The 26,847-nt window shown below is 62.4% G+C and carries 26 protein-coding genes and 2 pseudogenes; 20 read left to right on the forward strand and 8 right to left on the reverse strand.

Annotated elements, in window-relative coordinates; genetic code table 11:
* The first annotated feature begins 53 nt into the window (after window positions 1-53).
* From IVA91_RS19735 to IVA91_RS19775, 9 genes are all read left to right on the forward strand, one after another.
* The gene (locus IVA91_RS19735) at window positions 54-851 is read left to right on the forward strand and encodes an ABC transporter ATP-binding protein (protein ID WP_247277871.1); all 798 of its coding nucleotides are present in this window, start codon (window positions 54-56) and stop codon (window positions 849-851) included.
* Complete coding sequence (locus IVA91_RS19740; protein WP_247277872.1) at window positions 848-1,561, forward strand: ABC transporter ATP-binding protein; 714 nt, start codon at window positions 848-850, stop codon at window positions 1,559-1,561. The genes IVA91_RS19735 and IVA91_RS19740 overlap by 4 nt, the downstream gene beginning before the upstream one ends.
* Window positions 1,562-1,779: 218 nt before the next feature.
* Window positions 1,780-2,658 (forward strand): branched-chain amino acid ABC transporter permease, encoded by an 879-nt coding sequence (locus tag IVA91_RS19745; protein WP_247277873.1) that lies wholly within the window; start codon window positions 1,780-1,782, stop codon window positions 2,656-2,658.
* Window positions 2,659-2,660: 2 nt separating this feature from the next.
* Window positions 2,661-3,677 carry a branched-chain amino acid ABC transporter permease gene (locus tag IVA91_RS19750; protein WP_247417227.1) on the forward strand — a complete coding sequence of 339 codons (1,017 nt, stop codon included), beginning with the start codon at window positions 2,661-2,663 and terminating at the stop codon, window positions 3,675-3,677.
* 42 nt (window positions 3,678-3,719) lie between these two features.
* Window positions 3,720-4,955 (forward strand): ABC transporter substrate-binding protein, encoded by a 1,236-nt coding sequence (locus tag IVA91_RS19755; RefSeq protein WP_247277875.1) that lies wholly within the window; start codon window positions 3,720-3,722, stop codon window positions 4,953-4,955.
* Window positions 4,956-5,077: 122 nt separating this feature from the next.
* Entirely contained in the window at window positions 5,078-6,304 is a 1,227-nt protein-coding gene (locus tag IVA91_RS19760; RefSeq protein WP_247277876.1) for an ABC transporter substrate-binding protein, read from the forward strand.
* Window positions 6,305-6,560: 256 nt separating this feature from the next.
* Window positions 6,561-7,790 (forward strand): ABC transporter substrate-binding protein, encoded by a 1,230-nt coding sequence (locus IVA91_RS19765; protein ID WP_247277877.1) that lies wholly within the window; start codon window positions 6,561-6,563, stop codon window positions 7,788-7,790.
* Window positions 7,791-7,966: 176 nt separating this feature from the next.
* Window positions 7,967-9,196 (forward strand): ABC transporter substrate-binding protein, encoded by a 1,230-nt coding sequence (locus tag IVA91_RS19770; protein ID WP_247277878.1) that lies wholly within the window; start codon window positions 7,967-7,969, stop codon window positions 9,194-9,196.
* A gap of 196 nt (window positions 9,197-9,392) precedes the next feature.
* On the forward strand, window positions 9,393-10,676 hold the full coding sequence (locus tag IVA91_RS19775; RefSeq protein ID WP_247277879.1) for a glycerate kinase: 1,284 nt from the start codon (window positions 9,393-9,395) through the stop codon (window positions 10,674-10,676).
* A gap of 256 nt (window positions 10,677-10,932) precedes the next feature.
* Here the strand turns inward: IVA91_RS19775 and IVA91_RS19780 are convergent, their stop codons facing one another.
* A complete protein-coding gene (locus IVA91_RS19780; protein ID WP_247277880.1) occupies window positions 10,933-11,454 on the reverse strand; it encodes a MarR family transcriptional regulator in 522 nt (173 codons plus the stop codon).
* Between the two features lie 177 nt (window positions 11,455-11,631).
* On the opposite strand from IVA91_RS19780, the gene IVA91_RS19785 reads away from it, so the two are divergent.
* The 3 genes from IVA91_RS19785 to IVA91_RS19795 are packed head-to-tail and all read left to right on the forward strand — an operon-like array spanning window position 11,632 to window position 15,176.
* Window positions 11,632-12,672 (forward strand): branched-chain amino acid ABC transporter permease, encoded by a 1,041-nt coding sequence (locus tag IVA91_RS19785; protein WP_247277881.1) that lies wholly within the window; start codon window positions 11,632-11,634, stop codon window positions 12,670-12,672.
* 6 nt (window positions 12,673-12,678) lie between these two features.
* Window positions 12,679-14,448 (forward strand): branched-chain amino acid ABC transporter ATP-binding protein/permease, encoded by a 1,770-nt coding sequence (locus tag IVA91_RS19790; protein ID WP_247277882.1) that lies wholly within the window; start codon window positions 12,679-12,681, stop codon window positions 14,446-14,448.
* Window positions 14,445-15,176 carry an ABC transporter ATP-binding protein gene (locus tag IVA91_RS19795; protein ID WP_247277883.1) on the forward strand — a complete coding sequence of 244 codons (732 nt, stop codon included), beginning with the start codon at window positions 14,445-14,447 and terminating at the stop codon, window positions 15,174-15,176. The genes IVA91_RS19790 and IVA91_RS19795 overlap by 4 nt, the downstream gene beginning before the upstream one ends.
* A gap of 150 nt (window positions 15,177-15,326) precedes the next feature.
* Here IVA91_RS19795 and IVA91_RS19800 read toward each other — a convergent pair.
* The 4 genes and pseudogenes from IVA91_RS19800 to IVA91_RS37175 all read right to left on the reverse strand — a co-directional run.
* Window positions 15,327-15,517 (reverse strand): annotated as a pseudogene (locus IVA91_RS19800) (pyridoxamine 5'-phosphate oxidase); the annotation flags it as partial.
* A gap of 134 nt (window positions 15,518-15,651) precedes the next feature.
* Window positions 15,652-16,404 carry an anti-sigma factor gene (locus IVA91_RS19805; protein WP_247459091.1) on the reverse strand — a complete coding sequence of 251 codons (753 nt, stop codon included), beginning with the start codon at window positions 16,402-16,404 and terminating at the stop codon, window positions 15,652-15,654.
* The gene (locus IVA91_RS37170) at window positions 16,401-16,703 is read right to left on the reverse strand and encodes a sigma-70 family RNA polymerase sigma factor (RefSeq protein WP_346015509.1); all 303 of its coding nucleotides are present in this window, start codon (window positions 16,701-16,703) and stop codon (window positions 16,401-16,403) included. The genes IVA91_RS19805 and IVA91_RS37170 overlap by 4 nt, the downstream gene beginning before the upstream one ends.
* Window positions 16,690-16,947: a sigma-70 family RNA polymerase sigma factor gene (locus IVA91_RS37175; protein WP_346015510.1), complete on the reverse strand. Its 258-nt coding sequence runs from the start codon at window positions 16,945-16,947 to the stop codon at window positions 16,690-16,692. Before IVA91_RS37175 ends, IVA91_RS37170 begins: the two co-directional genes overlap by 14 nt.
* 462 nt (window positions 16,948-17,409) lie before the next feature.
* Between IVA91_RS37175 and IVA91_RS19815 the strand changes: the two genes are divergently transcribed.
* The 3 genes from IVA91_RS19815 (at window position 17,410) to IVA91_RS19825 (ending at window position 18,869) form a co-directional block, all read left to right on the forward strand.
* The gene (locus IVA91_RS19815; RefSeq protein ID WP_247277885.1) at window positions 17,410-17,967 is read left to right on the forward strand and encodes a GNAT family N-acetyltransferase; all 558 of its coding nucleotides are present in this window, start codon (window positions 17,410-17,412) and stop codon (window positions 17,965-17,967) included.
* 86 nt (window positions 17,968-18,053) lie between these two features.
* Entirely contained in the window at window positions 18,054-18,527 is a 474-nt protein-coding gene (locus IVA91_RS19820; protein WP_247277886.1) for a hypothetical protein, read from the forward strand.
* 162 nt (window positions 18,528-18,689) lie between these two features.
* A complete protein-coding gene (locus IVA91_RS19825) occupies window positions 18,690-18,869 on the forward strand; it encodes a hypothetical protein (protein WP_247277887.1) in 180 nt (59 codons plus the stop codon).
* A gap of 400 nt (window positions 18,870-19,269) precedes the next feature.
* On the opposite strand, the gene IVA91_RS19830 is transcribed toward IVA91_RS19825, so the two are convergent.
* Window positions 19,270-19,890 carry a pyridoxamine 5'-phosphate oxidase family protein gene (locus IVA91_RS19830; protein WP_247277888.1) on the reverse strand — a complete coding sequence of 207 codons (621 nt, stop codon included), beginning with the start codon at window positions 19,888-19,890 and terminating at the stop codon, window positions 19,270-19,272.
* 121 nt (window positions 19,891-20,011) lie between these two features.
* Between IVA91_RS19830 and IVA91_RS19835 the strand changes: the two genes are divergently transcribed.
* On the forward strand, window positions 20,012-20,896 hold the full coding sequence (locus tag IVA91_RS19835; RefSeq protein WP_247277889.1) for a LysR family transcriptional regulator: 885 nt from the start codon (window positions 20,012-20,014) through the stop codon (window positions 20,894-20,896).
* A 96-nt stretch (window positions 20,897-20,992) separates the two neighbouring features.
* On the opposite strand, the pseudogene IVA91_RS19840 reads toward IVA91_RS19835, so the two are convergent.
* A pseudogene (locus IVA91_RS19840) lies at window positions 20,993-21,406 on the reverse strand (PaaI family thioesterase); the annotation flags it as partial.
* A gap of 245 nt (window positions 21,407-21,651) precedes the next feature.
* Complete coding sequence (gene pobA, locus IVA91_RS19845) at window positions 21,652-22,821, reverse strand: 4-hydroxybenzoate 3-monooxygenase (RefSeq protein WP_247459092.1); 1,170 nt, start codon at window positions 22,819-22,821, stop codon at window positions 21,652-21,654.
* A gap of 265 nt (window positions 22,822-23,086) precedes the next feature.
* Here pobA and IVA91_RS19850 point away from each other — a divergent pair, with 265 nt between their 5' ends.
* The 4 genes from IVA91_RS19850 (at window position 23,087) to IVA91_RS19865 (ending at window position 26,631) form a co-directional block, all read left to right on the forward strand.
* Window positions 23,087-24,103 (forward strand): TRAP transporter substrate-binding protein, encoded by a 1,017-nt coding sequence (locus tag IVA91_RS19850; protein WP_247277891.1) that lies wholly within the window; start codon window positions 23,087-23,089, stop codon window positions 24,101-24,103.
* 222 nt (window positions 24,104-24,325) lie between these two features.
* Window positions 24,326-24,835: a TRAP transporter small permease gene (locus IVA91_RS19855; protein WP_247277892.1), complete on the forward strand. Its 510-nt coding sequence runs from the start codon at window positions 24,326-24,328 to the stop codon at window positions 24,833-24,835.
* Between the two features lie 2 nt (window positions 24,836-24,837).
* The gene (locus IVA91_RS19860; protein ID WP_247277893.1) at window positions 24,838-26,157 is read left to right on the forward strand and encodes a TRAP transporter permease; all 1,320 of its coding nucleotides are present in this window, start codon (window positions 24,838-24,840) and stop codon (window positions 26,155-26,157) included.
* A 12-nt stretch (window positions 26,158-26,169) separates the two neighbouring features.
* A complete protein-coding gene (locus IVA91_RS19865; RefSeq protein ID WP_247277894.1) occupies window positions 26,170-26,631 on the forward strand; it encodes a DUF3237 domain-containing protein in 462 nt (153 codons plus the stop codon).
* The last annotated feature ends 216 nt before the right edge of the window (window positions 26,632-26,847 follow it).

The following is a 26,847-nucleotide window of genomic DNA, read 5'->3' on the forward strand; positions in this document are numbered from 1 at the left end:
CGGGAGCGGTTCGCATCGCCCCTTCGCCCACTGATCGGTGTGGGCGAGACGAGATGACGCAGGCACAGCTCGCGCAGGGGACATCGCCCCTGCTCGCGGTTCGCGACGTCAGCGTCGTGTTCGGCGGCATCATCGCGCTCAACGGCGTGTCCTTCGACATGCACAAGGGGCAGATCCTGGGATTGATCGGCCCGAACGGCGCCGGCAAGACCACGCTCTTCAACTGCCTGTCGCGGCTCTACCAGCCGTCGTCCGGCGACATCCTGATGGAGGGCGTCAGCATCCTGTCGCGGCCGCCGCACCGGATCGCCGAGATCGGCATTGGCCGCACCTTCCAGAACGTGGCGCTGTTTCCGAACCTTTCGGTGATGGACAATGTCCGTGTCGGCGCCCATTCAAAGACCTCCAGCGACATCATCAGCGACTCCCTGAGATTGGCCTGGGTCCGGCGCAGCGAGACCAGCGTCAACAACAAGGTGCACGAAATCCTCGCTTATCTCGATCTTGAGGACGTTGCCCACACCGTGGTTTCCGGCCTGCCCTTCGGCACGCAGAAGCGCGTCGAGCTGGCGCGCGCGCTGGCGGCGGACCCGAAGATCCTGCTGCTCGACGAGCCCGCCGGCGGCCTCAATCACGAGGAAGTCCATGTGCTCGGCGACCTCATCCGTCGCATCCGCGACGATCGCCACATGACCGTGCTCCTGGTCGAGCACCACATGGGTCTCGTGATGTCGATCGCCGACCACGTCGTCGCGCTCAATTTCGGCAAGAAGCTCGCGGAAGGCACGCCCGCCCAGGTGCAGGCGGACCCCGACGTCATCAAGGCCTATCTCGGGAGCAAGGACCAATGACGACGCTGCTCAACGTCAAGGACCTGCGTGCCTATTACGGCCAGGTCCAGGCGCTCCATGGCCTGTCCTTCTCGCTGAACGAAGGCTCGCTCGTGACGCTGTTAGGGGCCAACGGCGCCGGCAAGACCACGACGCTGCGCGCGATCTGCAACATGGTGCGCTCGACCGGCGGCATCGAGTTCGACGGCAAGCCGCTGAACAACCGCTCCACCGAGAGCATCGTGCGGTTCGGCATTGCCCATGTGCCGCAGGGCCGCGGCACCTTCACCAACATGACGGTGGAGGAGAACCTCCAGCTCGGCGCCATCACCCGCAAGGACAGCGCCGGCATCGTCTCCGACATCGAGCGCATGTACGCGCATTTCCCGGTGCTGAAGCAGCGGCACACCCAGCAGGCCGGCACGCTCTCCGGCGGCGAACAGCAGATGCTCGCGGTCGCCCGCGCGCTGATGCTGCGGCCGCGGCTGATGCTGCTGGACGAGCCCTCCTTCGGTCTCGCGCCGCTCGTGGTGCGCGATTTGTTCGGCATCCTCGGCAAGATCAACCGCGAGGACAAAGTGTCGATCCTGGTGGTCGAGCAGAACGCCCAGCTCGCGCTCGAACTCGCCGACCAGGCCTATGTGATCGAGACCGGCCGCATCGTGATGTCGGGCAAAGCGAAAGACATCGCGAACAACGAAGAAATCCGCAAATCCTATCTGGGTTACTGAGGGAGCGGATGATGGCAACAATGTATCGCTCTGGGTACACCTCTCCCCAACGGAGAGAGGTCGGATTGCGAAGCAATCCGGATGAGGGGGCGCAGCTTCCCCGAAAGACCTTAACCCTTCACCCGCGCCAACCGCGCGACCTCTCCCAACGGGAGAGGTGGAGCTTTGATGCCGCAGCATCTCAATCCAAATTGAGCAAGCTTTAAGGAGCCGGGACGATGGAGCTTTTTACCAACCAGGTCCTGGCCGGCATCGCCACCGGTGCCATCTATGCCTGCATGGCGCTGGCCGTTGTCATGATCTACCAGGCCATCGACCATCTCAACTTCGCGCAAGGCGAGATGGCGATGTTCTCGACGTTCATCTCCTGGCAACTGATGCAATGGGGCGTGCCCTATTGGGGTGCCTTTCTGATCACGCTGATCTTCTCGTTCATCGGCGGCATCGCGATCGAACGCATCCTGTTCAAGCCTCTGGCGAAGGCGCCGGTGCTGACCAACGTCGCCGGCTTCATCGCGCTGTTCGCGATCATCAACTCCTCGGCCGGCCTGATTTGGGACTTCACGATCAAGCAGTACCCGACCCCGTTCGGCTCCGCCCCGTTCCTCGGCAGCCAGCTGATCTCGACCCACCAGGCCGGCATGATCGGCGTCACCGTGCTGCTGCTGCTGGGGCTCTATTTCTTCTTCCAGTACACGCGGATCGGCCTTGCCATGCGCGCTGCCGCCTCGGTGCCTGAATCGGCGCGCCTCGTCGGCATCAACACCTCCTGGATGATCGCACTGGGCTGGGGCATGGCCTCGGCGATCGGCTCGATCGCCGGCATGCTGATCGCCCCGGTCGTGTTCCTGGAGCCCAACATGATGGGCGGCGTGCTGATCTACGGCTTCGCCGCGGCGGTGCTCGGCGGGCTGACCAGCCCGTTCGGCGCCGTGGTCGGCGGCTTCCTGGTCGGTGTCTTCGAGAATCTCGCCGGCACCTACATTCCCGGCGTCGGCAACGAGCTAAAGCTTCCGATCGCGCTCGCGCTGATCATCTCCGTCCTGGTCGTCAAACCCGCTGGCCTGTTCGGCCGGCACATCGTCAAGCGAGTTTGATCATGAGCGCAGTTGAAGATGTCGTAACGGAAGCCCCTGCCGTCGAGGCCGTTCCGAAACGGGCCATGACGCTGGGCACCGGCACCTCGCTGGTGGTGCTCGCGGCGTTGCTCATCGCGCCCGTCTTCGTCAAGAACTTCATCATCTTCCAGATGACGATGCTCCTGATCTACGGACTTGCGGTGCTGGCACTGAACATCCTGACCGGCGGCTCGGGCCAGTTCTCGCTCGGCCAGAGCGCGTTCTACGCCGTCGGCGCCTACACGACCGCAGTGCTGATGGAGCACTTCAACGTCAATTATGCGCTGACCTTGCCGATTGCCGGCGTGGTCTGCTTCGCCTTCGGCTTCCTGTTCGGGCAGCCGGCGCTGCGGCTTTCCGGGGTCTATCTCGCGCTCGCAACCTTCGCGCTCGCGACCGCGATGCCGCAGCTTCTGAAGCTGAACTTCCTCGAGCACTGGACCGGCGGCGTGCAGGGCCTCGTCGTCACCAAGCCGGACGCGCCGTTCGGCCTGCCGATGTCGCAGGACATGTGGCTGTACTACTTCACGCTCGTGGTCACGATCGCGATCTACATCTTCGCGGTGAACCTGTTGCGCTCCCGCTCGGGCCGCGCCTTCATGGCGATCCGCGACAACGAGATCGCGGCCTCCGCCATGGGCGTGGACGTCGCGCTCTACAAAACGCTGGCCTTCGGCGTCTCCGCGGCCATCACCGGTATCGCCGGCTCACTCGGCGCCATCGCCGTGCAGTTCGTGGCGCCCGACAGCTACACCATCACGCTCGCGATCTCGCTGTTCCTCGGCATGGTCGTCGGCGGCGTCGGCTGGCTGCCCGGCTCGATCGTCGGCGCGGCCTTCATCATCTTCGTGCCGAACATCGCGGAGGGCATCTCCAAGGGCCTCTCAGGCGCGGTATTCGGCGTGCTCCTGTTCCTCGTCATCTACCTCGTGCCGCATGGCGCAAGGCAGGTCGCGATTCTGGGCCAGCAACTCGCCGGCAAGCTCAGAAAGAACTGAATCCCTCTCGTCAAGCCTGTCGTTTTAACCAAGGAGAACGAATTGCATTTTGGAAGAACACTGCGAGCCGCCGCGCTGGTCACGGCAACGGCGGCCATTGCCCTCACCTCCGGCGCTGCACTCGCCCAAAAGAAATACGACACCGGCGCGTCCGATACCGAGATCAAGATCGGCAATATTATGCCGTACAGCGGTCCGGCGTCGGCCTATGGCATCATCGGCAAGACCGAAGAAGCCTATTTCAGGATGATCAACGACAAGGGCGGCATCAACGGCCGCAAGATCAACTTCGTCACCTATGACGACGGCTATTCGCCGCCGAAGGCTGTCGAGCAGGTGCGCAAGCTGGTCGAGAGCGACGAGGTGCTGGTGGTTTTCAATCCGCTCGGCACGCCCTCGAACACGGCGATCCAGAAATATCTCAACGCCAAGAAGATCCCGCAACTGTTCGTCGCAACCGGCGCCACCAAGTGGAACGATCCGAAGAACTTCCCCTGGACCATGGGCTGGCAGCCCTCCTACCAGAGCGAAGCGCAGATCTACGCGAAATGGCTGATGAAGGAGAAGCCGGACGCCAAGGTCGCGATCCTGTACCAGAACGACGATTTCGGCAAAGACTACCTCAAGGGCACCAAGGACGGACTCGGCGCCAAGGCCTCGTCCATGATCATCATGGAAGAGAGCTACGAGGTCTCCGAGCCGTCGATCGACGGCCATATCGTCAAGATCAAGGCCGCCAATCCCGACGTGCTGCTGATCTACACCACGCCGAAGTTCGCAGCCCAGACCATCAAGAAGACCGCCGAGCTCAGCTGGAAGCCGCTCCAGATCCTCACCAACGTGTCGATCTCGGTCGGCAGCGTGATGAAGCCGGCCGGCTTCGAGAATGCCCAGGGCGTGCTGTCTGCCGCCTATGCCAAGGATTCGACCGATCCGCAGTGGGCCAACGATCCCGGCATGAAGAAGTGGAACGAGTTCGTCGACAAGTACATGCCGGGCGCCGACAAGTCGGACACCAGCATGGTCTATGGCTATGGCGCAGCGTCGACACTGGCCAAGGTGCTGGAAATGTGCGGCGACGATCTGACCCGCGCCAACATCATGAAGCAGGCGGCATCGTTGAAGGACTTTGCTCCGGACACGCTGCTGCCCGGTGTCAAGATCAATACCAGCGCTACCGACTTCGCCCCGATTTCGCAGCTTCAGATGCAGCGGTTCAAGGGTGAGAAGTGGGAACTGTTCGGCGAGATCATCAGCGGCGACGTCGCCTCCGAGTGACACGCTGACGCGATAGCCGAGCCCTAAAGAGAGCCCCCGCGAACGATCGCGGGGGCTTTTTGTTGACGGAAGACGCCAATCTTGTTCAATGCGGCGCCGATCCAGCTCGGGGTGGGAGAACCATGACCGCCGTTCGTTTTCAGGTTGCGGCCCTGTCGGCCGCGCTCGCATTGTGCACTGCAATGAGCAGCGAGGCGCTGGCGCAAAAGAAATACGACACGGGCGCGTCCGACACCGAGATCAAGATCGGCAACATCATGCCCTATGGCGGCCCCGCCTCCGCCTATGCCGCAATCGGCAAGACCGAGGAGGCCTATTTCAACAAGATCAATGCGGAGGGTGGCATCAACGGCCGCAAGATCAAGTTCATCTCCTATGACGACGCCTATTCGCCGCCGAAGACGGTGGAGCAGGCGCGCAAGCTGGTCGAGAACGACGGCGTGCTGCTGATCTTCGGCTCGCTCGGTACCTCCACCAACAGTGCAATCCGCAAATACATGAACGAGAAAAAGGTGCCGCAATTGTTCGTGGCGAGCGGCGCCTCGAAGTGGAACGATCCCAAGCAATATCCATGGACCATGGGCTGGCAGCCGAGCTACACGAGCGAAGCGCGGATCTACGCCAAGTACATCATGAAAGAGAAGCCGGACGGAAAGATAGGCGTGCTCTATCAGAACGACGATTTCGGCAAGGACTATCTGAAGGGCCTGAAGGAAGGGCTCGGCAGCAAGGCCTCGATGATCGTGCTGGAAGAGGCCTATGACACGTCGGACCCGACGGTCGACGAGCACGTCGTGAAACTGAAGGCTGCCGGCGCCGACATCTTCATCAGCATCACCAGCCCGAAATTCGCCGCGCAGGGGATCAAGAAGGCGGCGGAGATCAATTGGCATCCAATGCAGATCATCTCCAACGTTTCGGCCTCGGTCGGCGGCGTGCTGGAGCCGGCAGGCCTCGAGATCTCGCAAGGCGTCCTGTCGGCGAGCTACACCAAGGACGGCTCCGACCCGCAATGGAACGCCGATGACGGCATGAAGAAGTTCTACAACTTCCTCGCCCAGTACAACCCGAAGGCCAACAAGCTGGATGCCGGCGTGGTGTTCGGCTATGCCGCCGCGCAGACCATGGTGAAGGTGCTGCAAATGTGCGGCGACGATCTCACCCGCGAGAACGTCATGAAGCAGGCCGCAAGCCTGAAGGATTTCGAACCCGATACGCTGCTGCCCGGCATCAAGATCAACACCGCGCCGGACGATTTCGCCCCGATCGAGCAGCTCCAGATGATGCGCTTCAAGGGCAAGAAGTGGGAGCTGTTCGGCGATATCCTCTCCAGCGAGATCGGACACTGAGCGCTGTAGCGCGGCAATTCAAAATAGCCTGTGCTTTCCAAAACAACCTGTGCGCAGCTGATTGACGGCGCATCCCATCTCGCGCGCCGGAATATTTCGCATCCCCTCAAAAAAAGAGCGCCCCGCTGCGACAGCTCCGGCGGGGCGTTCTCTTGCTGGCCGCCCGGGAAGGGTATTCAATGTGTGCCGAAGCGACGCGCAACGATCGCTTCCAATCAAGAACACGGCACATTCAAACCTACCTAGGGAGATCAAGATGCCTGCAATGCATGTGCGATTGGGGGCCTTCTCGGCTGCCCTCGTGCTGGCTGCAACCCTGTCCACGACAGCGTCCGCGCAGAAGAAATACGACACCGGTGCATCCGACACCGAAATCAAGATCGGCAACATTATGCCCTACAGCGGACCAGCCTCCGCCTACGGTGTGATTGGCAAGACCGAGGAAGCTTTTTTTCGCAAGATCAACGCCGAAGGCGGCATCAACGGCCGCAAGATCAACTTCATCACCTATGACGACGGCTACTCGCCGCCGAAGACGGTGGAGCAGGCGCGCAAGCTGGTCGAGAGCGACGAGGTGCTGCTCATCTTCAACTCGCTCGGCACGCCGCCGAACTCGGCGATCCAGAAATACATGAACCAGAAGAAGGTGCCTCAACTCTTCGTCGCTACCGGCGCCACCAAGTGGAACGATCCGCAGAACTTTCCCTGGACGATGGGCTGGCAGCCGAACTACCAGAGCGAGACCATCATCTACGCCAAATACATCCTGAAGAACAAACCGGACGCCAAGATCGCGGTGCTCTATCAGAACGACGATTACGGCAAGGACTATCTGAAGGGCTTCAAGGACGGGCTGGGCGCCAAGGCGGCTTCGATGATCGTCATCGAGGACAGCTATGAGGTTTCCGAGCCGACCATCGACTCGCACATCGTGAGACTGAAAGCCTCGGGCGCCGACGTCTTCATGAACATCACCACGCCGAAATTCGCGGCGCAGGCGATCAAGAAGAACGCCGAGCTCGGCTGGAAGCCGCTGCATTTCCTCAACAACGTCTCGGGCTCGATCGGCAGCGTGATCAAGCCGGCCGGCTTCGAGAACGCGCAGGACATCATCTCGTCGCAATATTTCAAGGACCCGACCGACGCGCAATGGAAGAGCGACCCGGCGATGATCGCCTGGAACGAGTTCCTGGACAAGTACTATCCGGAAGCGAACCGCGCCGACGCCTCAGTCATGTATGCCTACATCGTGAGCCAGGGCCTCGTTCACGTGCTCAAGGCCTGCGGTGACAATCTGACCCGCGAAAACGTCATGAAGCAGGCCGCCAGCATCAAGGACTATGAGCCGGGTGGCCTGTTGCCGGGCATCAAGGTTAACACCTCGCCCACCGATTTCGCACCCCTCTCGCAGCTGCAACTGATCCGCTTCAAGGGCGAGCATTGGGAGCGATTTGGCGAGATCCTGAGCGGCGACGTCGGCGGCTAACCTTAACCAGTCGCCAAAGATGTAACTCCAATCGACTAAAGACGAAGCCTCTGCGGCCTTGCCGCAGGGGCTTTTCCTTGAAGCTCTCGGACAAATCGTATTGAATTGCGGCAGCGTCGCCAAAACAATCAAGCCAAGAAGAAGGACGCGCACACCAAGAAAATAGGGAGATAGGAATGCCCGCTGTCACCGGCAAATTTGCGGCCGCGTCACTGGCGCTCGCGCTCATTGCGACCTCGGCCTCCACTGCATCGGCCCAGAAAAAATACGATACCGGCGCGACCGACACCGAGATCAAGATCGGCAACATCATGCCCTACAGCGGACCGGCCTCCGCCTATGGCATCATCGGGCGGACCGAAGCCGCCTATTTCAAGAAGATCAATGACGAGGGCGGCATCAACGGCCGCAAGATCAATTTCATCAGCTATGACGACGCCTATTCACCGCCAAAGACGGTGGAGCAGGCGCGCAAGCTGGTCGAGAGCGACGAGGTGTTGCTCATCTTCAACTCGCTCGGCACGCCGCCGAACTCGGCGATCCAGAAATACATGAACTCGAAGAAGGTGCCACAGCTGTTCGTCGCCACCGGCGCCACCAAGTGGAACGATCCGCAGAACTTCCCCTGGACGATGGGCTGGCAGCCAAATTACCAGAGCGAGACGCAGATCTACGCGAAGTACATCCTGAAGGAGATGCCGAACGCGAAGATTGCCGTTCTGTTTCAGAACGACGATTACGGCAAGGACTATCTCAAGGGCCTGAAGGACGGGCTTGGTTCGAAGGCCACGAACATGATCGTAGCCGAGGAAAGCTACGAGACGTCGGAACCGACCATTGACAATCACATCGTCAAGCTGAAGGCGACGGGCGCCGATGTCTTCGTCAACATCACCACGCCGAAATTTGCGGCGCAGGCCATCAAGAAGAACGCCGAGATCGGCTGGAAACCGACCCACTTCCTCAACAACGTCTCGGCCTCGGTCGGAAGCGTGATCAAGCCGGCAGGCTTCGAAAACGCGCAGGGTATCATCTCGGCGGCCTATCTGAAGGACACCACAGACACGCAATGGGCCAACGACGCCGGGATGAAAGCATTTCTTGATTTCATGACGAAATACTTCCCCGAAGGCGACAAGACCGACGGCGGCACCATCGTCGGCTACGGCGTTGCGCAGACGCTGGTCCAGGTCCTGAAGAACTGCGGCGACGAGCTGACGCGCGCGAATGTCATGAAACAGGCGGCCAGCCTGAAGGACTTCCGCACCGAGGTGCTGCTGCCGGGCATCAAGATCAACACCTCGCCGACCGATTTCGCGCCGATCAGTTCGCTGCAGCTGCAGCGCTTCAAGGGCGAGCGCTGGGAGCTGTTCGGCGACGTGATCAACGCTGAAGCCGGCGGCTAGCCCTCTGAAACAGATGACGAGAACACCCCTGCGCGGCTCGCGCAGGGGTTTTTGCTTGCGCGCCGATTATGATCACGCGATTGCATAATCGAATGATGGCAGTGCCCGCTTACGCTTTGGCGCCCGATGCGGTAGGCAGGGGAGCGGCGGTATCGCCGCCATCGCTTCGCCCGAGACCCTGCCCAAGGCCTTCGTCATGACCGACCGCCGTCCCCTGCTCCGCGCACTCTACGACGCTGCCGTTGCTGCCGCCCATCCCAACGTCGTGCTGGCGCCGCACCTGCGGCCGGCGCCCAACGGACGGGTGATCTGCCTCGCCGCCGGCAAGGGCGCAGGCGCCATGGCCGCGGCCGCGGAGCGGCACTATCTCGACACCTTGAAGCTCGCGCCGGAGCGCCTCGTCGGCATCGCCACCACGCGCCATGGCTATGGCGTGCCGACGCGCCGCATCCGAGTGGTCGAGGCCGGCCATCCCGTGCCTGACGAGGCTGGCCTCAAAGGCGCGGCCGACACGCTCGCGCTCGCGGACGAGGCCGGGCCGGACGATCTGCTCCTGGTGCTACTCACCGGCGGCGGCTCGGCGAACTGGATCGCGCCGGTGGACGGCATCAGCTTCGCGCAGAAGCAGGCGGTCAACAAGGCGCTGCTGCGCTCGGGCGCGCCGATCGGCGAGATGAATACGGTCAGGAAACATCTGTCGCGGATCAAGGGCGGCCGGCTGGCGCGTGCCGGCAAAAATGCCGCCGAGATCGTCACGCTGGCGATCTCCGACGTGCCGCACGACGACCCTTCCGCGATCGCCTCCGGCCCGACCGTGCCGGATCCGACCACGCTTTCAGATGCACGAGCGATCGTGGCGAAATACAAGCTCGACATCGACGACGCCGTGCGCCGCGCGCTCGACGATCCCGCCAATGAAAGCTGCAAGCCCGGTGACGCCGCCTTCGCGCGCGCGCATTTCGAGCTGATCGCGCGGCCCAAGCAGTCGCTCGACGCGGCCGTGAGGCTGGCGCGCGAGTCCGGTTACGAGACCATCGACCTCGGCGCCGATCTCGAAGGCGAGGCCCGCGAGGTCGCTGCCGATCATGCCAAGCTCGCGCTGCAAGCGCGCGCGCAAGGCAAGCGCGTCGCGATCCTCTCCGGCGGTGAGCTTACGGTGACCGTGCGCGGCCACGGGCGCGGCGGACCGAACCAGGAATACGCGCTGGCGCTCGCGGGCCTCTTAAAGGACGCGGCTGGCATCTCGGCGCTGGCCGGCGACACCGACGGCGCCGATGGCGGCGCCGGCCATCCCACCGACCCCGCCGGCGCGCTGATCGACGCGGCCACGTTCGCCAAGATGAAGGCGCAGGGGCTTAAGCCAGAAGCCTATCTCGACAACAACGACGCGACCACGTTCTTCGAGGCGACCGGCGATCTGCTACAGCCCGGCCCGACGCTGACCAATGTGAACGATATCCGCGTGATCCTGGTGGATTGAGGTCGCTCTCCACACTGCGCTGTCATTCCCCGCCACCGGGTCTCGCCTTCGGCGAATCCAGTACGCCGCGGCTTCTCGATTTAGCCGCGCCGGCTCTGGAATGCTGGATCGCCCGGTCCCGGCTACGCTAAAGCTTCGCCGGGCTCCTCGGTGTTGGGCCGGCGAAGCGTTAGCGAAGACGGCAAGCCGGGGCGATGACAGCGGAGAATGTGGCTTGGGCTTGCCACGAGACGGCTCGGTACGCGGCCCCGCCCCCTCAAAACTCGTTGGCGATTTTCGCGAGCATCGCGAGCAGGGTTTCGCGGTTGGCCTGCCCGAGCAGGTCGTTCAGCCGCGCCTCGTGCTTGGTGGCAACGAGCTTCTTGGCGCGGGTCAGCACGGCCTTGCCCTTGTCGGTCAGGACCAGGATATGCGAGCGGCGGTCGTTGGTGGAGCGGATCCGCGCGCAAAGGTCGCGGCTTTCGAGATTGTCGAGCATCGCCACGAAGTTCGGCCGGAGAATGCCGAGGGTGGAGGCGATCTCGGTCTGGTTACGGCCCGGATTCTTCTCGACCAGCAGCAGCACCGAGAATTGCGCCGGCGTGAGCTGGAGCGTGGCCATGCAACGCAAAAAATTCTCGAACACCTTGAGCTGTGCCCGCTTCAAGACGTAGCCAAGCTGCTCCGAGAGCTCGCCGAGCTGGAGCGCCTCGGGCTGAGCCTCGGCCGCGTCCTTGCGGCCCTTGGCCATGTCGGCCGGCTTTTCGGAGGACTTTTCAGCAGTTTTGGAAACGGTCATCGCCTCTTGCTCGTAATCCCGCTAAATTCGGCCCGATCGCCCGCGCCACGCTTGAGATTATATTTGATAATTGTTATGGACCATATCAAATATCGCCAGCGTTTTTCAATGGCTGTGAGCGGACCGTCCACCACAATGGGGGGACCGGTCCGTAATCTTTAGGGGGAGCGTCCGGTCTTGAATACCACCATCATGCTGTTCCTGGTGCAGGACGGCATCACTAATGGCGCGATCTATGCGCTGCTCGGCCTGGCGCTGGTGCTGGTGTTCGCCGTCACCCGCGTCATCCTCATTCCCCAGGGCGAATTCGTCACCTATGGCGCGCTGACCTATGCCTCGCTGGCGGCGGGCCAGATGCCGGGCACGGCAAAACTCGCGCTGGCGCTGGGCATCGGCGCCTTCGTCTTCGATCTGTTCGTGGCGCGCAAGGCGCTGCACGGGCGGCTGATCCTGCGCAGCATCGTTGCCAACATCGTGCTGCCGGCGATCGTGCTGGCGCTGACCGTTTACTTCGCCGCCCAGAAACCGCCGGTGGCAATCTGCATCGCGCTATCGCTGGTGATCGTGGCGATGATCGGCCTGTATCTTTACCGGATCGCCTTCCAACCGCTGGCGCACACCTCCGTGCTGGTGCTGCTGATCGCATCGGTGGGCGTACACCTCGCGCTCCAGGGGCTGGGCCTTTTGTTCTTCGGCGCCGAAGGCCAGCGCGGACCGGCGGTGCTGTCCGGCGCCTTCACCGCGGGCGCGCTGCGCTTCACCGGCCAGAGCATCACCGTCTACGCCATCACCATTGCCTTCATCATCGGTCTCTGGCTGTTCTTCGGGCTGACACTCTACGGCAAGGCGCTGCGCGCCACCGCCGTCAACCGGTTAGGGGCACGGCTCGCCGGCATCCGCACCACGCTGTCAGGGCAGATCGCCTTCCTGCTGGCGTCCGTCATCGGCGCGCTGTCGGGCATCCTGATCGTGCCGATCACGACGCTCTACTACGACTCCGGCTTCCTGATCGGCCTGAAGGGCTTCGTCGCCGCGATCATCGGCGGCCTCGTCAGCTACCCCTTGACGGCCGTCGCGGCGCTGGTCGTCGGCATCGTCGAGGCGTTCTCGTCCTTCTATGCTTCCAACTACAAGGAGGTGATCGTTTTCATGCTCTTGATCCCGGTGCTGCTGCTGCGCTCGCTCGCCGCGCCCGCGGTCGAGGAAGAGAAGGACTGACGCGCGATGCAGAGCCGGCTTTCCATCCTCATCTTCGCGCTTGTCATGGCGGCGATCCCGTTTGTGCCCGGCATGCCGCCGTTCTGGATCGTGCTGCTCGACAATATCGGCCTTGCCGCCCTCGTCGCGATGGGCCTCGTGCTGCTGACCGGCGTCGGCGGTCTGACCTCGTTCGGGCAAGCGGCGTTCGTCGGCTTCGGCGCCTACACCACCGCGGTGCTGTCGACGAGCTACGGCCTGTCGCCCTGGCTGACGCTGCCGTTGTCGCTCGTGGTCAGCGGATCGCTCGCGGTGCTGCTCGGGCTGATCACCGTCCGCCTCTCCGGTCATTACCTGCCGCTCGGCACGCTCGCCTGGGGACTCGGCCTGTTCTACCTCTTCAGCAAGCTGGAGTTTCTCGGCCGCAACGACGGCATCTCGGCGATCCCACCGCTGTCGATCGGCGCGTTCAAAATGCTCTCTCCCGGGTCGATCTATTACGCGATCTGGGTCGCCGTCATCGTCTCGGCCCTGCTGACGATGAACCTCTTGGACTCACGCACCGGCCGCGCCATCCGCGCGCTCCGGCGCGGCCATGTCGCGGCGGAAGCCTTCGGCGTGCACACGCCGCGCGCCAAGCTGCTGGTGTTCATCCATGCCGCGGTGCTGGCCGGCCTCTCCGGCTGGCTCTACGCGCATCTTCAGCGCGCGGTGAACCCGACGCCGTTCGGCGCCCAGGCCGGCATCGAATATCTCTTCATCGCGGTCGTCGGCGGCGCCGGCTATGTCTGGGGCGGCGTGCTCGGCGCGGCGATCGTCGTGGTGCTGAAGGAGGTGCTGCAAAGCTATCTGCCGCTGATCCTGCCCGGCTCCGGTCAGGTCGAGACCATCGTGTTCGGCATCATGCTGGTGGCGCTGCTGCAGCTCGCGCCCGGCGGCCTCTGGCCCTGGTTCATGTCGTTCATGCCCGAGCGCACCAGCGGCGGGAAGCCTGATACCTCGTTGAAGCTCGAATCACGCACTCGCGCTGCGGGCCCATCCGGCATTCTGCTCCAGGTCGAAAAAGCGCGAAAACAGTTCGGCGGCGTAGCCGCCGTCAACAACGTCTCCTTCGACGTCCAGGCCCGCGAGATCGTCGCGCTGATCGGCCCGAACGGCGCCGGCAAGAGCACGACGTTCAACCTGATCACCGGCGTGCTGTCGGCGACCTCGGGCTCGATCTCGGTGCTCGGCAACAAGGTCGACAAGGCGCCGCCGCAGGAGATCGTCAAGCTCGGCATCTCCCGCACCTTCCAGCACGTCAAGCTCGTCCCCGACATGACGGTGCTGGAGAACGTCGCGATCGGCGCGCATCTGCGCGGCCATTCGGGGCCGATCGCCTCGATGCTGCGGCTCGACCGTGCCGACGAGGCCAAGCTGCTTGCCGAGGCCGCCCGCCAGATCGAGCGTGTCGGCCTTGCCGAGCAGATGCACCAGCTTGCAGGCTCGCTGTCGCTGGGACAGCAGCGCATCGTCGAGATCGCCCGCGCGCTCTGCGTCGATCCGATGCTGTTGCTGCTCGACGAGCCCGCCGCCGGCCTGCGCCATATGGAGAAGCAACGGCTCGCGACCCTGCTGCGCGACTTGCGCGACGGCGGCATGAGCGTGCTGCTGGTCGAGCACGACATGGGTTTCGTGATGAACCTCGCCGACCGCATCGTGGTGCTTGATTTCGGCACCAAGATCGCAGAGGGAACACCCGCGACGATCAAGAGCGATCCCGAAGTGATCAAGGCCTATCTCGGAGTGGCGGCATGAGCGCGCTGTTGTCCGTCACCGACGCACATGTCGCCTATGGCAAGGTCGAGGCCGTGCGCTCGGTCTCGCTCGAGGTTGGGGCCAACCAGATCGTCACCATCGTCGGCGCCAACGGCGCCGGCAAGACCACGCTGCTCTTGGCCATTATGGGCATTTTGCCGCTCAAGGGCCGAGTCGCCTTTGCGGGCCAGGATCTGGCGCAGCTCGATATCGAGGACCGCGTCGCGATGGGCCTCGGCCTCGTTCCCGAGCACCGCGAATTGTTCGTGACCATGAATGTCGAGGACAATCTCGAGCTGGGCGCCTTCCGCATCGAGCGACGCAGGGCGAAAGCCTCGATGGAGCGGGTCTACGCGCTGTTTCCGCGGTTGAAGGAGCGGCGCAAGCAGCTCGCCGGCACGCTCTCCGGCGGCGAGCAACAGATGCTCGCGATGGGCCGTGCGCTAATGGGCGAGCCGAAGCTCCTGATGCTGGACGAGCCGAGCCTCGGCCTCGCCCCGATCATCGTCGCCGACATTTTCCGCATCGTCACCGAGCTCCGCGCCAGCGGCGTCTCCGTCCTGCTGGTCGAGCAGAACGCGCAGGCCGCCCTGAAGATCGCGGACCAGGCTTATGTGATGGAGCTCGGCGAGTTCGCGCTCAGCGGCAAGGCCAGCGACATCGCGGCAAACGAGCGCGTCGCGGCCAGCTATCTCGGCTTCCAGCACGAAGGCGAGAGTGCGTTGTAGATTCGAGGGGCTTCGGCGGCCCCCCTTGTCATCGCCCGCGAAGGCAGGCGATCCAGTACCGAGACGGTTGTGATTGAACCGAGGGGCCGCGGCGTACTGGATGCCCCGCCTTCGTGGGCATGACGGCGGAGGGTGCTGCGAAATCCGTGCCTAACGGCCCGCCGCCTTCTCTTTCAGCGCCGCGACTTCCGCCTCCAGCTCCGCGATTCTCGCATCCGTCGCCGCCAGCGCAGCGGCCACATCCGCGGCATCGAATTTCTGCAGGATGTGCTGCGGGCAGTTGGCGTCCACGCCGCGATCTTGAACAGGATCACCTGCTCGGGCCGCGCGCGGTACCCCTTCGCATATAGCTCCTCGCCCAATTTCTCGTACCGATTTAGCCCACGGCGTTTTTGCCGGCGTAGCGACGACATCCGCGGCTCCTTCGGCTGACTGCCACGTCCGATGAGGCTTGTTCACGCAGGTCAGCTTGATACTAGCTGGCACTACCTCGGAACATCTTCACAAATGCTTCGAGTTCCTTCACGTTCAGATCTGAAATTGCGATGTAGGATCGCTCACGGTCTGACCATCTGACCATATTGAAGCCATTCTCAGTGCGCAACTCGAAGGGCACGTCCAGGTGATGATGCACGGAGATTTCGGTCAGACTGATCACGTGCTCGCGTCTGCGATATACCAGGGTCGACAGCGGAGTCCTGCCGACGACATCAACGCGTCCGCCGAGAAGTTCGAAGCCTTGAGCAGCAAGATCAACGACCGTTGGCGATTCCGTGATCCGACCTTTGAACCAGGGCTTGACGGTGTGCTTGTCCGAGGAAACGACATCGGTGGGCCGTGCTGCCATTAGCGAGCGGAGATGGCCGTCGAAGAGTTCGGCTACGACGATATCCCGCTGCGCGGTCCCGCGGAGTGCGATTCCCGTCAAGGTGCTTGACAGGGCAGCTACGACCAAGATCGAGGCTGCCATCTTGGCCCAACTGGGCGTTCGTTGTCTCGTTTGGAGCCCAAAGGTGGCCTCGAGCCGCGATCGGAGCCGCGGCGGAAGCGGCTCCGGCGGGAATTTCTCGGCAAGCACTTTCTTCAAGGCACCAACTTCATCTGCGAGCTTCCGCAAGTCGGGGTCGCTTGCGATCTTGCGCTCGACTGTGAGCGCGGCGGTGACGTCGAGTTCTCCGTCGAGATAGGCGTGAATGAGATGCACGTCATTGTCGTCGGAGAGTGTCATGAGCATCTCTCCTCCTTCATTCCTGCAATCAGCTTCTGGCGGGCTCGCGCAAGCCTCGACATCACGGTTCCGATCGGACTACCCGTGATGTCAGCGATGTCGCGATATTCGAGCCCCTGGATATCTCGCAAGACCAGTACTTCCCTGAATTCCGGCGGCAGGGCCGCGATGAACATTTCAAGTTTCGCCGCCTCGGCCGCGGCAATAAGCGCTGCTTCCGGTGATCCTGACGCATCCAGTTCACCTCCCCGCTCGGCAATGGAGCGATCACCCTCGCTCAGTTCGTCAAGGCTGACCAAAGCCGCGGCCTTTTTTTTCCCTGAGTAAGGTGAAGGCAGTATTCCTCACTATCGTCAGCAGCCAGGCGCGTGCATTCGGTCCCGAAAACCGCGGTAATGCGCGAAACGCCCTGATGCACGCCTCCTGGACGACGTCCTCGGCATCTGCACGGTTATGCGTGAGCCAGCGCGCAAACGCATGCGCGTCGGCGAGATAGGGCGCTACGACAGTCGCGAATTTCTTCCTGTCGTCGTTGGGGTTCAAGCTCATCCCCTGCCTAATCAACTCAAATATGGAACCAATTATTCCCGGTCTGCAGAAAAATAAGGGGACGCTCGCTGTAGCGTTCTTCAAAGGACAAGCAGCCTCGCAACTCGGAGTACCGGCCGCAGCGGCAGCCAACCTCATTCGAATGGACTATTCCGCTGCAAATGAGGCGTCGCAAGCAGATTGCCGCATCTCACCGCTGCAGGGCTCTTGCTGGACAAAAACGGGCGCTTGCCTGAATCGCGACGAACGGCCTACCCGGCACTTGAATCTAACGGCACAACTGGACTCGAAGACGCCGTTGTTTATTCCCAAGCCCCGGCGAAAAAGATTTCTGGTGGCCACCGGGAATTTTTCCGCACCGGGCCAAGTTAACTGAACATCGGTACACTTGGGCAATTCCAGCATTCGCTCAAAGGGGCACCAATGGCGGCGATTAGAGGAATCGCGCGAGCAGACATGGACGTGCTGTTGTGGTCCAACCCCCAACACTATGATCCTGACATCTGTCAGCTCGACATTCGGCAGCTTCCATTGGTGCAGGCATTCTTGTCCACGCTCGATGCTGAGACCCGCTGCCGCCGGTTTGGCGTGCCGGTCTCTGACGCGGTGCTTGATCTTCATGCGATCAGCGCACTCGACAATGCTGCGCTCATGCTCGGAATCTTCTCCGAACAGAGGCTTCGCGGGATGCTGGAGCTCTATCGGCGCGGCGGCTCCGACGTGATGGAGCTTCTGATGGTGGTAGAGCGAGGATCGCGTCGGCGTGGAATGGGCAGGCGCCTGCTGAATGCGTCGATGCTTCACGCCTTGAATATGGATGCTCGAAGCGTTGATCTTATCTACGCGAGCGACAACTGGCCGATGCGAAGACTTGTGCAAAGGGCGGGAGCCAGGATCGATCTTGCCTTTGGCACATTCCGTGCCCGGATCGATCTTGCGCAGAGGCCAACGATCGCAAGACATTTGGGAACTCCCATTGCCGATGATTTGCCGGCAATTCGAAGAGCTACGTGAAGGACAAATTTGGCCTCTTCTGCTCCCGAGCCTTATGAGCTGGTTCACAGAAAAGCGCAGGATACTCGGATATTTGGAGTGCAGACATGACTTTGGCAGATTACTCGTTTGGCGCATTCGCATTTTTGAACACAGCGAGACTGTTGGGCTATTTTCCCCAGATCGTGCGCGTCCACCGCGACAGCAATGGCGCCGAGGCAGTTTCAGTCTTTACCTGGCTGCTGTTCTCCGCCGCAAATATAGCGACTGTAAGCTACGCCATGATCGTCTCGCATGACGCTGCGATGGCGACCATTTTCGCGCTTAACACGCTCGGATGTCTGACCATTGTCGGTCTGACGATGTGGAGGCGAGCAGGGATCCGCAAGACGGGGGCCGATGATGGAGCGTCAAATGAGAGAATATTTGGAGCCTCAACGGAGAAAGTACCTCTACGAGCTAAGTCCCAAGGACCGCAGATTTTGGCGGAGATGGCAGATTGGCTGGTCGTTGGCCTACTCCGCCGTTCTGTTCGCTCTCATCGGCGTAGGATACCTTCTGCCTGGACCCACGGACACTGAAGTCATGCAACTTAATTCGCCAGGACAGCACATCCGCATCGTGCGATTTGGCGGATTGAATTGAAGTCGCGCGCTAAACTTCGAACCAGCGTTCCGCGCGAACCCACATCGCTGCTCCATTCGGCATGCGACCACTGTGTTTCTCAACGGGGAGTAATTGACATGACGATAGCAGATCGCATCCAAAACACTTCCTCCGATTTAACGGCTCGCAGTTACGATGGATTGATCCTGCTTGGATATGCCGCGTTCGCGGTGCTTGCGCTCGCTGCGATTTACCTCGCCGCAGAAAGTCCAGGTCTGGCCAGCGGCGATCTTGTGGCGGCGGCAGTAATGCCATGAATTGAATCATCGAGCTCGCGGTCGATCGATTGGAGCTTTGGCTGGGGAAGCTCAAACATGCAAATGGTCAAGCAGGAGCGCGCCTTGAAAGCACTCTTGGCGGTCCCAGTCCGCGCGATAAAAACTCCTGCTTGAGCTCGAATAAGAACATCGCCTCCTGGCAATTTCGCGCATTTGATGCACATGGCCAGTGTATGTGCTTGCACGTTGGACTCGCGCCTCGCCGTTTGCTTCACGAGCGACGAATACTCCCCGATCGTCGCCTGTCGGTACTCCTCCACCAGAATCGTGCACTGCATATGCACGCCCTGTATAGCTGCGGCGCTGGCTCCGCAAAATCACTGCGAGTTGCAATCGCGGAGCACCCCCTTCTCCCGGCAAGCGAGGACAGGCGAAAAGCTCAGCTCGCCTTCTCGCTCTTCAACGCCGCAACCTCCGCTTCCAGCTCCGCAATCCTCGCGTCCCTCGCCGCCAGCGCAGCGGCCACATCCGCCGCATCGAACTTCTGCGGGATGTGCTGCGGGCAGTTGGTGTCCCACGCCGCGATCTTGAACAGGATCACCTGCTCCGGCCGCGCGCGATAGCCCTTCGGCATCAGCGACGCGATCAGCGCCTCGTCGTCCTCGACGACGCGCGCCTCACCCCAGATCTTCACCCGGCGGCGATGGGCGTAGTCCATCATGAAGATGTAGGCCTTGGGATTCTCCGAGAGATTACCCTGGGTGATGAACTGCTGGTTGCCGGCATAGTCGGTGAAGGCGAGCGTCTGCTTGTCGAGCACCTTGAGAAATCCCTTCGGGCCGCCGCGGTGCTGGATGTAGGGCTGGCCGTCCGCCGAGGCAGTGGCGAAGTAAAAGCTGTTGGCCTCAGTGAGGAACGCCGCGAGGTTGTCGTCGACCTCGGTGCGCCAGCCGCGCTGCTCGGCGCGGGCATAGGCCTCTCGCGAGCCCTTGCGCGCCTGAATCGCCTTCACCGCCGGCGAAAAGGCGACGTCGCTGGCATAGGTGTGGGCTGCTGTCATCGGAACGTCTCCTGAAATTCCGGCGCATTCTTCCGTCTTTCGCCAGCTAAGATGGACTTGCCAACGCCCAGAACAATCTGGCCGCTTGACACTTCACCGTTGCAATATATGCAATAATGCCATGGATCGCTTGGAAGCCATGCACGTCTTCGTCACCGTCGCCGATTTGCGCGGCTTCGCGCCGGCGGCGCGCAAGCTGCGCCTATCGCCCTCGGCAGTGACCCGGCTGATCGCTGCGCTGGAGGAACATCTCGGTGCGCGACTGTTGCAGCGGACCACGCGACAGGTGACGCTGACCGACGTCGGCACCCGCTATCTCGAGCGCGCCCGCCGCATCCTCGCCGACGTCGAGGAGGCCGACGGCTCGGCGCGGCAAGAGCGCAGCCGACCGAGCGGACGTCTCGTGGTGTCGGCGCCGGTCGGCTTTGGCCGGCTTCATGTCGGACCGGTAATGACCGCCTACCTCAAGCGCTATCCCGAAGTCACAGCCGAATTGCGGCTGTCCGACAACCTCGTCAATCTCGTGGAAGACGCCATCGATGCCGCCGTCCGCATCGGCCATCTCGCAGACTCTTCACTCGTCGCGCGCCACGTCGGCGAGATGCGGCGGATCGTGGTGGCCGCACCCGGCTATCTCAAACGTCACGGCGAACCCAGGACGCCGGAGGCCCTCGTCTCGCACCAGACCATCCAGTTCGGCCCTTGGTCCGCATGGCGCTTCCTGCGCGACGGCCGCGACATCGAGGTGACGCCGGCCCCCCGCTTTATCAGCAACAGCGCCGACGCGGCGCTGCAATATGCCGAGGCCGGCGGCGGCCTGACGCGGGTGCTGGCCTATCAGGCCGCCGAAGGACTGAAGCGCGAGCGGCTCAAAATCGTGCTGGCGAAATATGAGCAGCCGGCACTGCCGATCCACATCGTCTATCCGACCTCGCGCCTGCTCTCGGCCAAGGTGCGCGCCTTCATCGATCTCGTAGTGGAGACGACGCAATGGAGGTTCGGATGATGATGATGACTGTCATTCCGGGGCGCTCCGCGGGACCGAACCCGGAATCTCGAGATTCCGGGTTCTCGCTTCGCGAGCCCCGGAATGACGGTCATCCCTCTTCGGCACCACGCGGAACGTCCCGCTCGCCCGCGCGATCACGGTATCGTCGGCCTTGATCAGGCACTGTGCGAAGCAGATCGTCTTGCCGGTCTTGATCACGTCGCTCTCGATCGAACACCAATGGCCGATCTCGGCGGAGCCGACGAAATCGACCGAGAGCGAGACCGTCACGAACGACGTGGTCCAGCCTGTCGCCTGCGCGCAGCTATAGCCCATAGCATTGTCAGCGAGCGCGGTGATGAGGCCGCCATGGATCAGGCCGCGGCCGTTGGTGTGCGGCTTCGCCAGCCGCAGGCCGATGATGACGGCCTTGTCGGTCTTCTTCGCGTAGAGCGGCTCCCAGGGCTCGGTGAGAGGGCTCTTGCGAAAGAGCGGCTCGAAGCCAGCGGGGATATCGGGTGCGGTCATGGCTGTCTCGCGTTGCTGATCGTTGGCATTGAACGCGATGGACGTGACGAACGCATCACCTACAAAGTTTTAAACGGGATTTGCGCGGGCGTTTGAAACGATCCCGCCGTCATTGCGAGGAGCCCTTGCGACGAAGCAATCCAGACTGTCTCCGCGGAGATTTCTGGATTGCTTCGCGGAGCCTGTCATCGGGCCGCGCTTCGCGCGGACCCGTTGGCGCGCAATGACGATGTGGACGCACCGTCCTAGAACGGCAGCCCCACATAATTCTCCGACAGCGACGTCATCGCGGCCTGCGAGTGCGTGACGTAATCGAGCTCGGCGAGCTGGATTCGAGCGCCGATGGTGCCGGTGTCAGGGAATTTGTGCAGCATCGAGGTCATCCACCAGGAGAAGCGCACGGCCTTCCAGACCCGCGCCAGCGCCTTGGCGGAATAGGCGTCGATCCCGGCGCTGGATTTCTCGTCATAGAATTCGCGCAGCGCGCTCGACAGGTAATGCGCGTCGCTCGCGGCGAGGTTCAGCCCCTTGGCCCCGGTCGGCGGCACGATGTGCGCGGCATCGCCGCACAAGAACATGCGGCCAAAGCGCATCGGCTCGGCGACGAAGCTGCGCAGGGGCGCGATGCTCTTCTCGATCGAAGGACCGGTGACGAGGCGGTCGGCCGCCTCCTGGTCGAGCCGGCGCTTCAATTCGTCCCAGAAACGCTCGTCCGGCCATTGGTCGACATGGTCTTCGAGCGAGCACTGCACATAGTAGCGGCTGCGCTTGGTCGAGCGCATGGTGCACAGCGCAAAGCCGCGCGCGTGATTGGAATAGATCAGCTCGTGGCTGACCGGGGGCGTTTCGGACAAAATGCCGAGCCAGCCGAACGGATAGACCCGCTCGAATTCCTCGACCGCCGTGGCTGGGACACTGGCGCGGCTGACGCCGTGAAAGCCGTCGCAGCCGGCGATAAAATCGCATTCGATCGTGTGGGTGATGCCGTCCTTGACATAGGTGACGCGCGGGTGAGCACCGTCGAAATCATGCGGCTGCACGTCCCTGGCCTCGTACACCGAAATGAGACCTGCAGCCTTGCGCGCATTCATCAGGTCGAGCGTGACCTCGGTCTGGCCGTAGATCATCATCGTCTTGCCAGTCGCGGCCTTCATGTCGATGCGGTGACGGCGGCCGGAGAAGGCGAGCTCGATGCCCTCATGCACCAGGCCTTCAGCATGTGCCCGCGATCCGGCGCCGATCTGGTTGAGCAGCGCAACGGTGCCCTCCTCCAGCAGGCCGGCGCGGATGCGGCCGAGCACATAATCTGGGCTCTGCCGTTCCAGAATGACATTGTCGATGCCATATGTGTGCAGCAGTTGCCCAAGCAACAATCCGGCCGGTCCTGCCCCGATGATTGCGACTTTTGTCCGCAATACTTGCTCCTTCCGATGCTGTAGGCTTTCGTCGCGGCCTGCTTGTCGCGCCGGCCGGCTGACGATAATTATATCATATAATCGTTGAGCAAAAGGGGAGCGGTCGTCGCCGCAGCGCGGCAAATCTATGCAACATGGCTGCCGTAGATGGCGCGGCGAGGCATGCGTCAGTTCCGGCTTGAACACGCCGGCCAATTAGATAACATGTTAATTAATGAGACCGGGGCCATCGAAGCCCGCCGTCGAAAACAGGGAGAGACGCGTGATGAGGAAAGCCTGTCTGGCGTTGCTGCTGGCAGCAAGCGTGACGCCTGCGCTCGCGCAGGACAAGACCTTCGATTTGAAGATCTCGCACTGGGTGCCGGCCTCGCATCCCCTACAGAAATCGCTGGAAGACTGGGCGGCCGCGGTCGAGAAGGACTCCGGCGGCACCATCAAGGGCAAGGTGTTTCCGGCCCAGCAGCTCGGCAAAGCCTTCGACCATTACGACATGGCGCGCGACGGCATCGCCGACGTCACCTATGTCAATCCGGGGTACCAGCCCGGCCGCTTCCCAATTATCGGCGCCGGCGAGCTGCCGTTCCTGATCTCGGACGCCAAGGGCGGCTCGATGGGGCTGGATGCCTGGTACCGCAAATATGCCGAGAAAGAGATGAAGGACGTCAAGTATTGTCTCGCCTTCGTCCACTCGCCCTCCTCATTCCACTCCCGCACCAAGAAGATCGTGGTTCCCGATGACGTGAAGGGCCTGAAGATCCGTCCAGCCCACGCTACCATGGCGAATTTCGTCACTTCGCTCGGCGGCACCAATGTGCAGTCCTCCGCACCCGAAGTGCGCGACATCATCGAGCGCGGCGTCGCTGACGGCGTCACCTTCCCCTGGGGCTCCCTGGTGCTGTTCGGCATCGACAAGGTGACCAAATACGACATGGAGGCGCCGCTCTACACCACGACCTTCGTGTTCGTGATCAATAAGGACAAGTACAATGCCATGTCCGACAAGCAGAAGGCCGCGATCGACAAGAATTGCACGGTCGAAATGGCAGGCGCGGTCGGCGAGCACTGGGGCAAGTTCGAGGACGCCGGCATCGACAAGGTGAAGGCGGAATCGAGCCACGAGGTCTACAAGCTCACGGGCGAGCAGACCGCGGCCTGGAAGAAGGCCGCCGAACCGCTGGTGAAGACCTGGAGCGACGGCGCCAAGAAGGCCGGCGCCGATCCGGATGCAGCCCTTGCGGATCTGAAGGCATCCCTGAAGAAGTACAACGCGCTGGCGGAGTAGTGCTTCGCGGCGCGCTCTATCCACCCCCTCTCTCCGTTCTAACAGGGAGAGCATTGGGGTGAGGGGCTGCTTCCGCAAAGATGGTGACAGATGGACTCGCGGAGAGTTCCCCCTCACCCGAATTCGAGCTGCGCTCGAATTCGACCTCTCCCCGCGATCGGGGCGAGGTGAAGTTCGGCTACACCGAGATCAAATGATGACAGCACACGACAGGACACACCCGTGAAGCGCGCCTGGATGGATCGCTTTATCGACTCGATCGAATGGATCGCGGCAGGCTTTGTCGGCCTCGTCGCACTCGACATCTTCCTGTCGGTGCTGCTGCGGAACACGCTGAACTATTCGATCCCCGACAGTTTTGATATCGGCCGCATGCTGCTCGGCATCCTGATCTTCTGGGGCATCGCGGCGACCTCCTATCGCGGCACCCACATCACGGTCGACCTGGTCTGGGGCAATGTCGGGCCGCGCTATCAGCGCTGGATCGACGTGTTCGCAACGCTGGTGCTGCTGTTCGTCGTGACGGTGCAGACCTGGACGCTGTTCGACAAGGTGCGCGGCACCTACAACGACAACGTCCAGACTTTCGACATGCACATGCCGACCTGGCCATTCTTCGCGATCGCATGGATCGGCGACGTCTCCGCCGTGCTGCTGATCGCGATTCGCACCTACCGGCTGATCTTCCATCCCGAAGAGATGCACGATCCCAAAATCAAGGCGACGGAGTGATCATGAGCACCGATGCCGTCGCCGTAATCGGCTTCGTTTCCCTGTTTGTCCTGATGCTGCTGCGCGTGCCCGTCGGCATGGCCATGGGCCTCGTCGGCGTCTCCGGTTTCTCCTATCTGGTCGGCGCGACGCCCGCGCTAAAGCTGGTTGGCCAGACCTCGATGCGCACGGTCACCGACTACACCTTCGGCGTCATCCCGATGTTCCTGCTGATGGGCTCCTTTGTCAGCAATTCCGGCATGAGCCGCGAGCTGTTCCGCGCCGCCAACGGCTTCGTCGGGCATCTGCGCGGCGGGCTCGGCATCGCCACCGTCGGTGCCTGCGGCGGCTTTGCCGCGATCTGCGGCTCCTCGGTCGCGACCGCCGCGACCTTCTCCGCCGTCGCCTATCCGGAGATGCGCCGCTTCGGCTATCCACAGTCCTTTGCCACCGGCGTGATCGCAGCCGGCGGCACGTTAGGTGCGATGTTGCCGCCCTCCACCGTGCTCGCGGTCTACGGCATCATCACCGAGCAGGACATCGGCAAGCTCTTCATCGCCGGCATCATCCCGGGTCTGCTCGCGATGACCATGTACATGATCACGATCGGCCTGATCGGCTATGTCAGGCCCGACTTCCTGCCCAAGGGCAAGGTGCTGCCGTGGCGCGAACGCTTTGCCGGGTTGAAGGACATCTGGGCGCCGGTGCTGCTGTTCGTGTTTGTCATCGGCGGCCTGTACGGCCTGCCGTTCCTGCCGCGCTTCACCCCGACGGAAGCCGGCGGCGTCGGCGCCACCGGCGCCTTCATCATCGGCGTGCTGACGGGCCGGCTCGACCGCGAGAAGGTGCTGGCCTCGCTGCTGCAGGCGACGCGCACCGCGGCCGCGGTGTTCACGGTGCTGATCGGCGCGCTGATCTTCGGCTACTTCCTGACGGTGACGCAGACGCCGCAGAAGGTCACGGAATTCCTCACCGGGCTCGGCCTCGGTCCCTACGGCGTGCTGGCGCTGATCATGGTGATGTATCTGGTGCTCGGCTGCCTGATGGACGCCATGGCGATGATCATCCTCACCGTGCCGATCATCTTCCCCGTGATCACGCATCTCGGTTTCGACCCGATCTGGTTCGGCGTCATCATCGTCATGACCGTCGAGCTTGGCCTGATCCACCCGCCGGTCGGCATGAACGTCTTCGTCATCAAGAGCGTGGTGAAAGACGTCTCCTTCTCCACCATCTTCAAGGGCGTGATCCCGTTCGTGGCGACGGATTTGGTGCGCCTCGTGATCCTGATCGCCTTCCCGCTGCTGGCAACCTGGCTGCCGACGCGGATGATGGCGCATTGACGAGGTGACGCGATGACCACACCGACGCTCGAGACAAAGTACGTCTTCACCATCACGGCAAAAATCGGCGACGTCGTCAGCGCCGGCGAGACCGGGATCGGCGTGCGACGCATCATTCCGATCATCGGCGGCGAGGTGACGGGCGCGATCGCCGGTCGTGTGCTCCCCTTCGGCGCGGACTTCCAGACCATCCGTCCCAACGAGCTGATCGACCTCGAAGCCAGATACGCCTTCCAGACCGACGACGGCGCGACCGTCTATGTCGAGAACAAGGGCATGCGCTTCGGCCCGGTGGAGCTGCTGCAAAAGCTCAAGCGCGGCGAGCCGGTCGATCCGAAGCTGATCTATTTCCGCACCGTGCCGAGATTCGAGACCGGCGACGAGACCTATCGCTGGCTGATGGAACATATCTTCGTGGCCTCAGCCGCCCGGCATGCCGGCCGCGTGGTGATTGATGTGCACCAGGTGATGTAAGACACGCCCCGCCGTCCTCCTGGCGAAGGCCCGGACCCCTACCGCGGATCCATCGATTGTAGACGGCCGGAGTACCGGGCAAGGGGTCTTCGCCAAAGTGCTCCCTGGGGGTATGGGTTTCGGCCTTCGCCGGGCGACGTCGCGTTTTGAAGCAGCATTCTGGCGCGTCTGGACCGCCCCCGCCTTGACTCCCCCAAAATTCGTTATACAACATAA

Origin of the sequence: Bradyrhizobium sp. 153 (assembly GCF_023073835.1) — a bacterium.
Lineage (GTDB): Bacteria > Pseudomonadota > Alphaproteobacteria > Rhizobiales > Xanthobacteraceae > Bradyrhizobium.

Bases quoted from the DNA above. Each gene is read 5' to 3' on its own strand.
- IVA91_RS19825 (WP_247277887.1), top strand. From the start codon at position 18,690: ATGACGATAGCAGATCGCATCCAAAACACTTCCTCCGATTTAACGGCT.
- IVA91_RS19835 (WP_247277889.1), top strand. From the start codon at position 20,012: ATGGATCGCTTGGAAGCCATGCACGTCTTCGTCACCGTCGCCGATTTG.
- IVA91_RS19770 (WP_247277878.1), top strand. From the start codon at position 7,967: ATGCCCGCTGTCACCGGCAAATTTGCGGCCGCGTCACTGGCGCTCGCG.
- IVA91_RS19795 (WP_247277883.1), top strand. From the start codon at position 14,445: ATGAGCGCGCTGTTGTCCGTCACCGACGCACATGTCGCCTATGGCAAG.
- IVA91_RS19735 (WP_247277871.1), top strand. From the start codon at position 54: ATGACGCAGGCACAGCTCGCGCAGGGGACATCGCCCCTGCTCGCGGTT.
- IVA91_RS19865 (WP_247277894.1), top strand. From the start codon at position 26,170: ATGACCACACCGACGCTCGAGACAAAGTACGTCTTCACCATCACGGCA.
- IVA91_RS19790 (WP_247277882.1), top strand. From the start codon at position 12,679: ATGCAGAGCCGGCTTTCCATCCTCATCTTCGCGCTTGTCATGGCGGCG.
- IVA91_RS19745 (WP_247277873.1), top strand. From the start codon at position 1,780: ATGGAGCTTTTTACCAACCAGGTCCTGGCCGGCATCGCCACCGGTGCC.
- IVA91_RS19815 (WP_247277885.1), top strand. From the start codon at position 17,410: ATGGACGTGCTGTTGTGGTCCAACCCCCAACACTATGATCCTGACATC.
- IVA91_RS19850 (WP_247277891.1), top strand. From the start codon at position 23,087: ATGAGGAAAGCCTGTCTGGCGTTGCTGCTGGCAGCAAGCGTGACGCCT.
- IVA91_RS19765 (WP_247277877.1), top strand. From the start codon at position 6,561: ATGCCTGCAATGCATGTGCGATTGGGGGCCTTCTCGGCTGCCCTCGTG.
- IVA91_RS19820 (WP_247277886.1), top strand. From the start codon at position 18,054: ATGACTTTGGCAGATTACTCGTTTGGCGCATTCGCATTTTTGAACACA.
- IVA91_RS19760 (WP_247277876.1), top strand. From the start codon at position 5,078: ATGACCGCCGTTCGTTTTCAGGTTGCGGCCCTGTCGGCCGCGCTCGCA.
- IVA91_RS19775 (WP_247277879.1), top strand. From the start codon at position 9,393: ATGACCGACCGCCGTCCCCTGCTCCGCGCACTCTACGACGCTGCCGTT.
- IVA91_RS19830 (WP_247277888.1), bottom strand. From the start codon at position 19,890: ATGACAGCAGCCCACACCTATGCCAGCGACGTCGCCTTTTCGCCGGCG.
- IVA91_RS19740 (WP_247277872.1), top strand. From the start codon at position 848: ATGACGACGCTGCTCAACGTCAAGGACCTGCGTGCCTATTACGGCCAG.
- IVA91_RS19860 (WP_247277893.1), top strand. From the start codon at position 24,838: ATGAGCACCGATGCCGTCGCCGTAATCGGCTTCGTTTCCCTGTTTGTC.
- IVA91_RS19750 (WP_247417227.1), top strand. From the start codon at position 2,661: ATGAGCGCAGTTGAAGATGTCGTAACGGAAGCCCCTGCCGTCGAGGCC.
- IVA91_RS19780 (WP_247277880.1), bottom strand. From the start codon at position 11,454: ATGACCGTTTCCAAAACTGCTGAAAAGTCCTCCGAAAAGCCGGCCGAC.
- IVA91_RS19805 (WP_247459091.1), bottom strand. From the start codon at position 16,404: ATGACACTCTCCGACGACAATGACGTGCATCTCATTCACGCCTATCTC.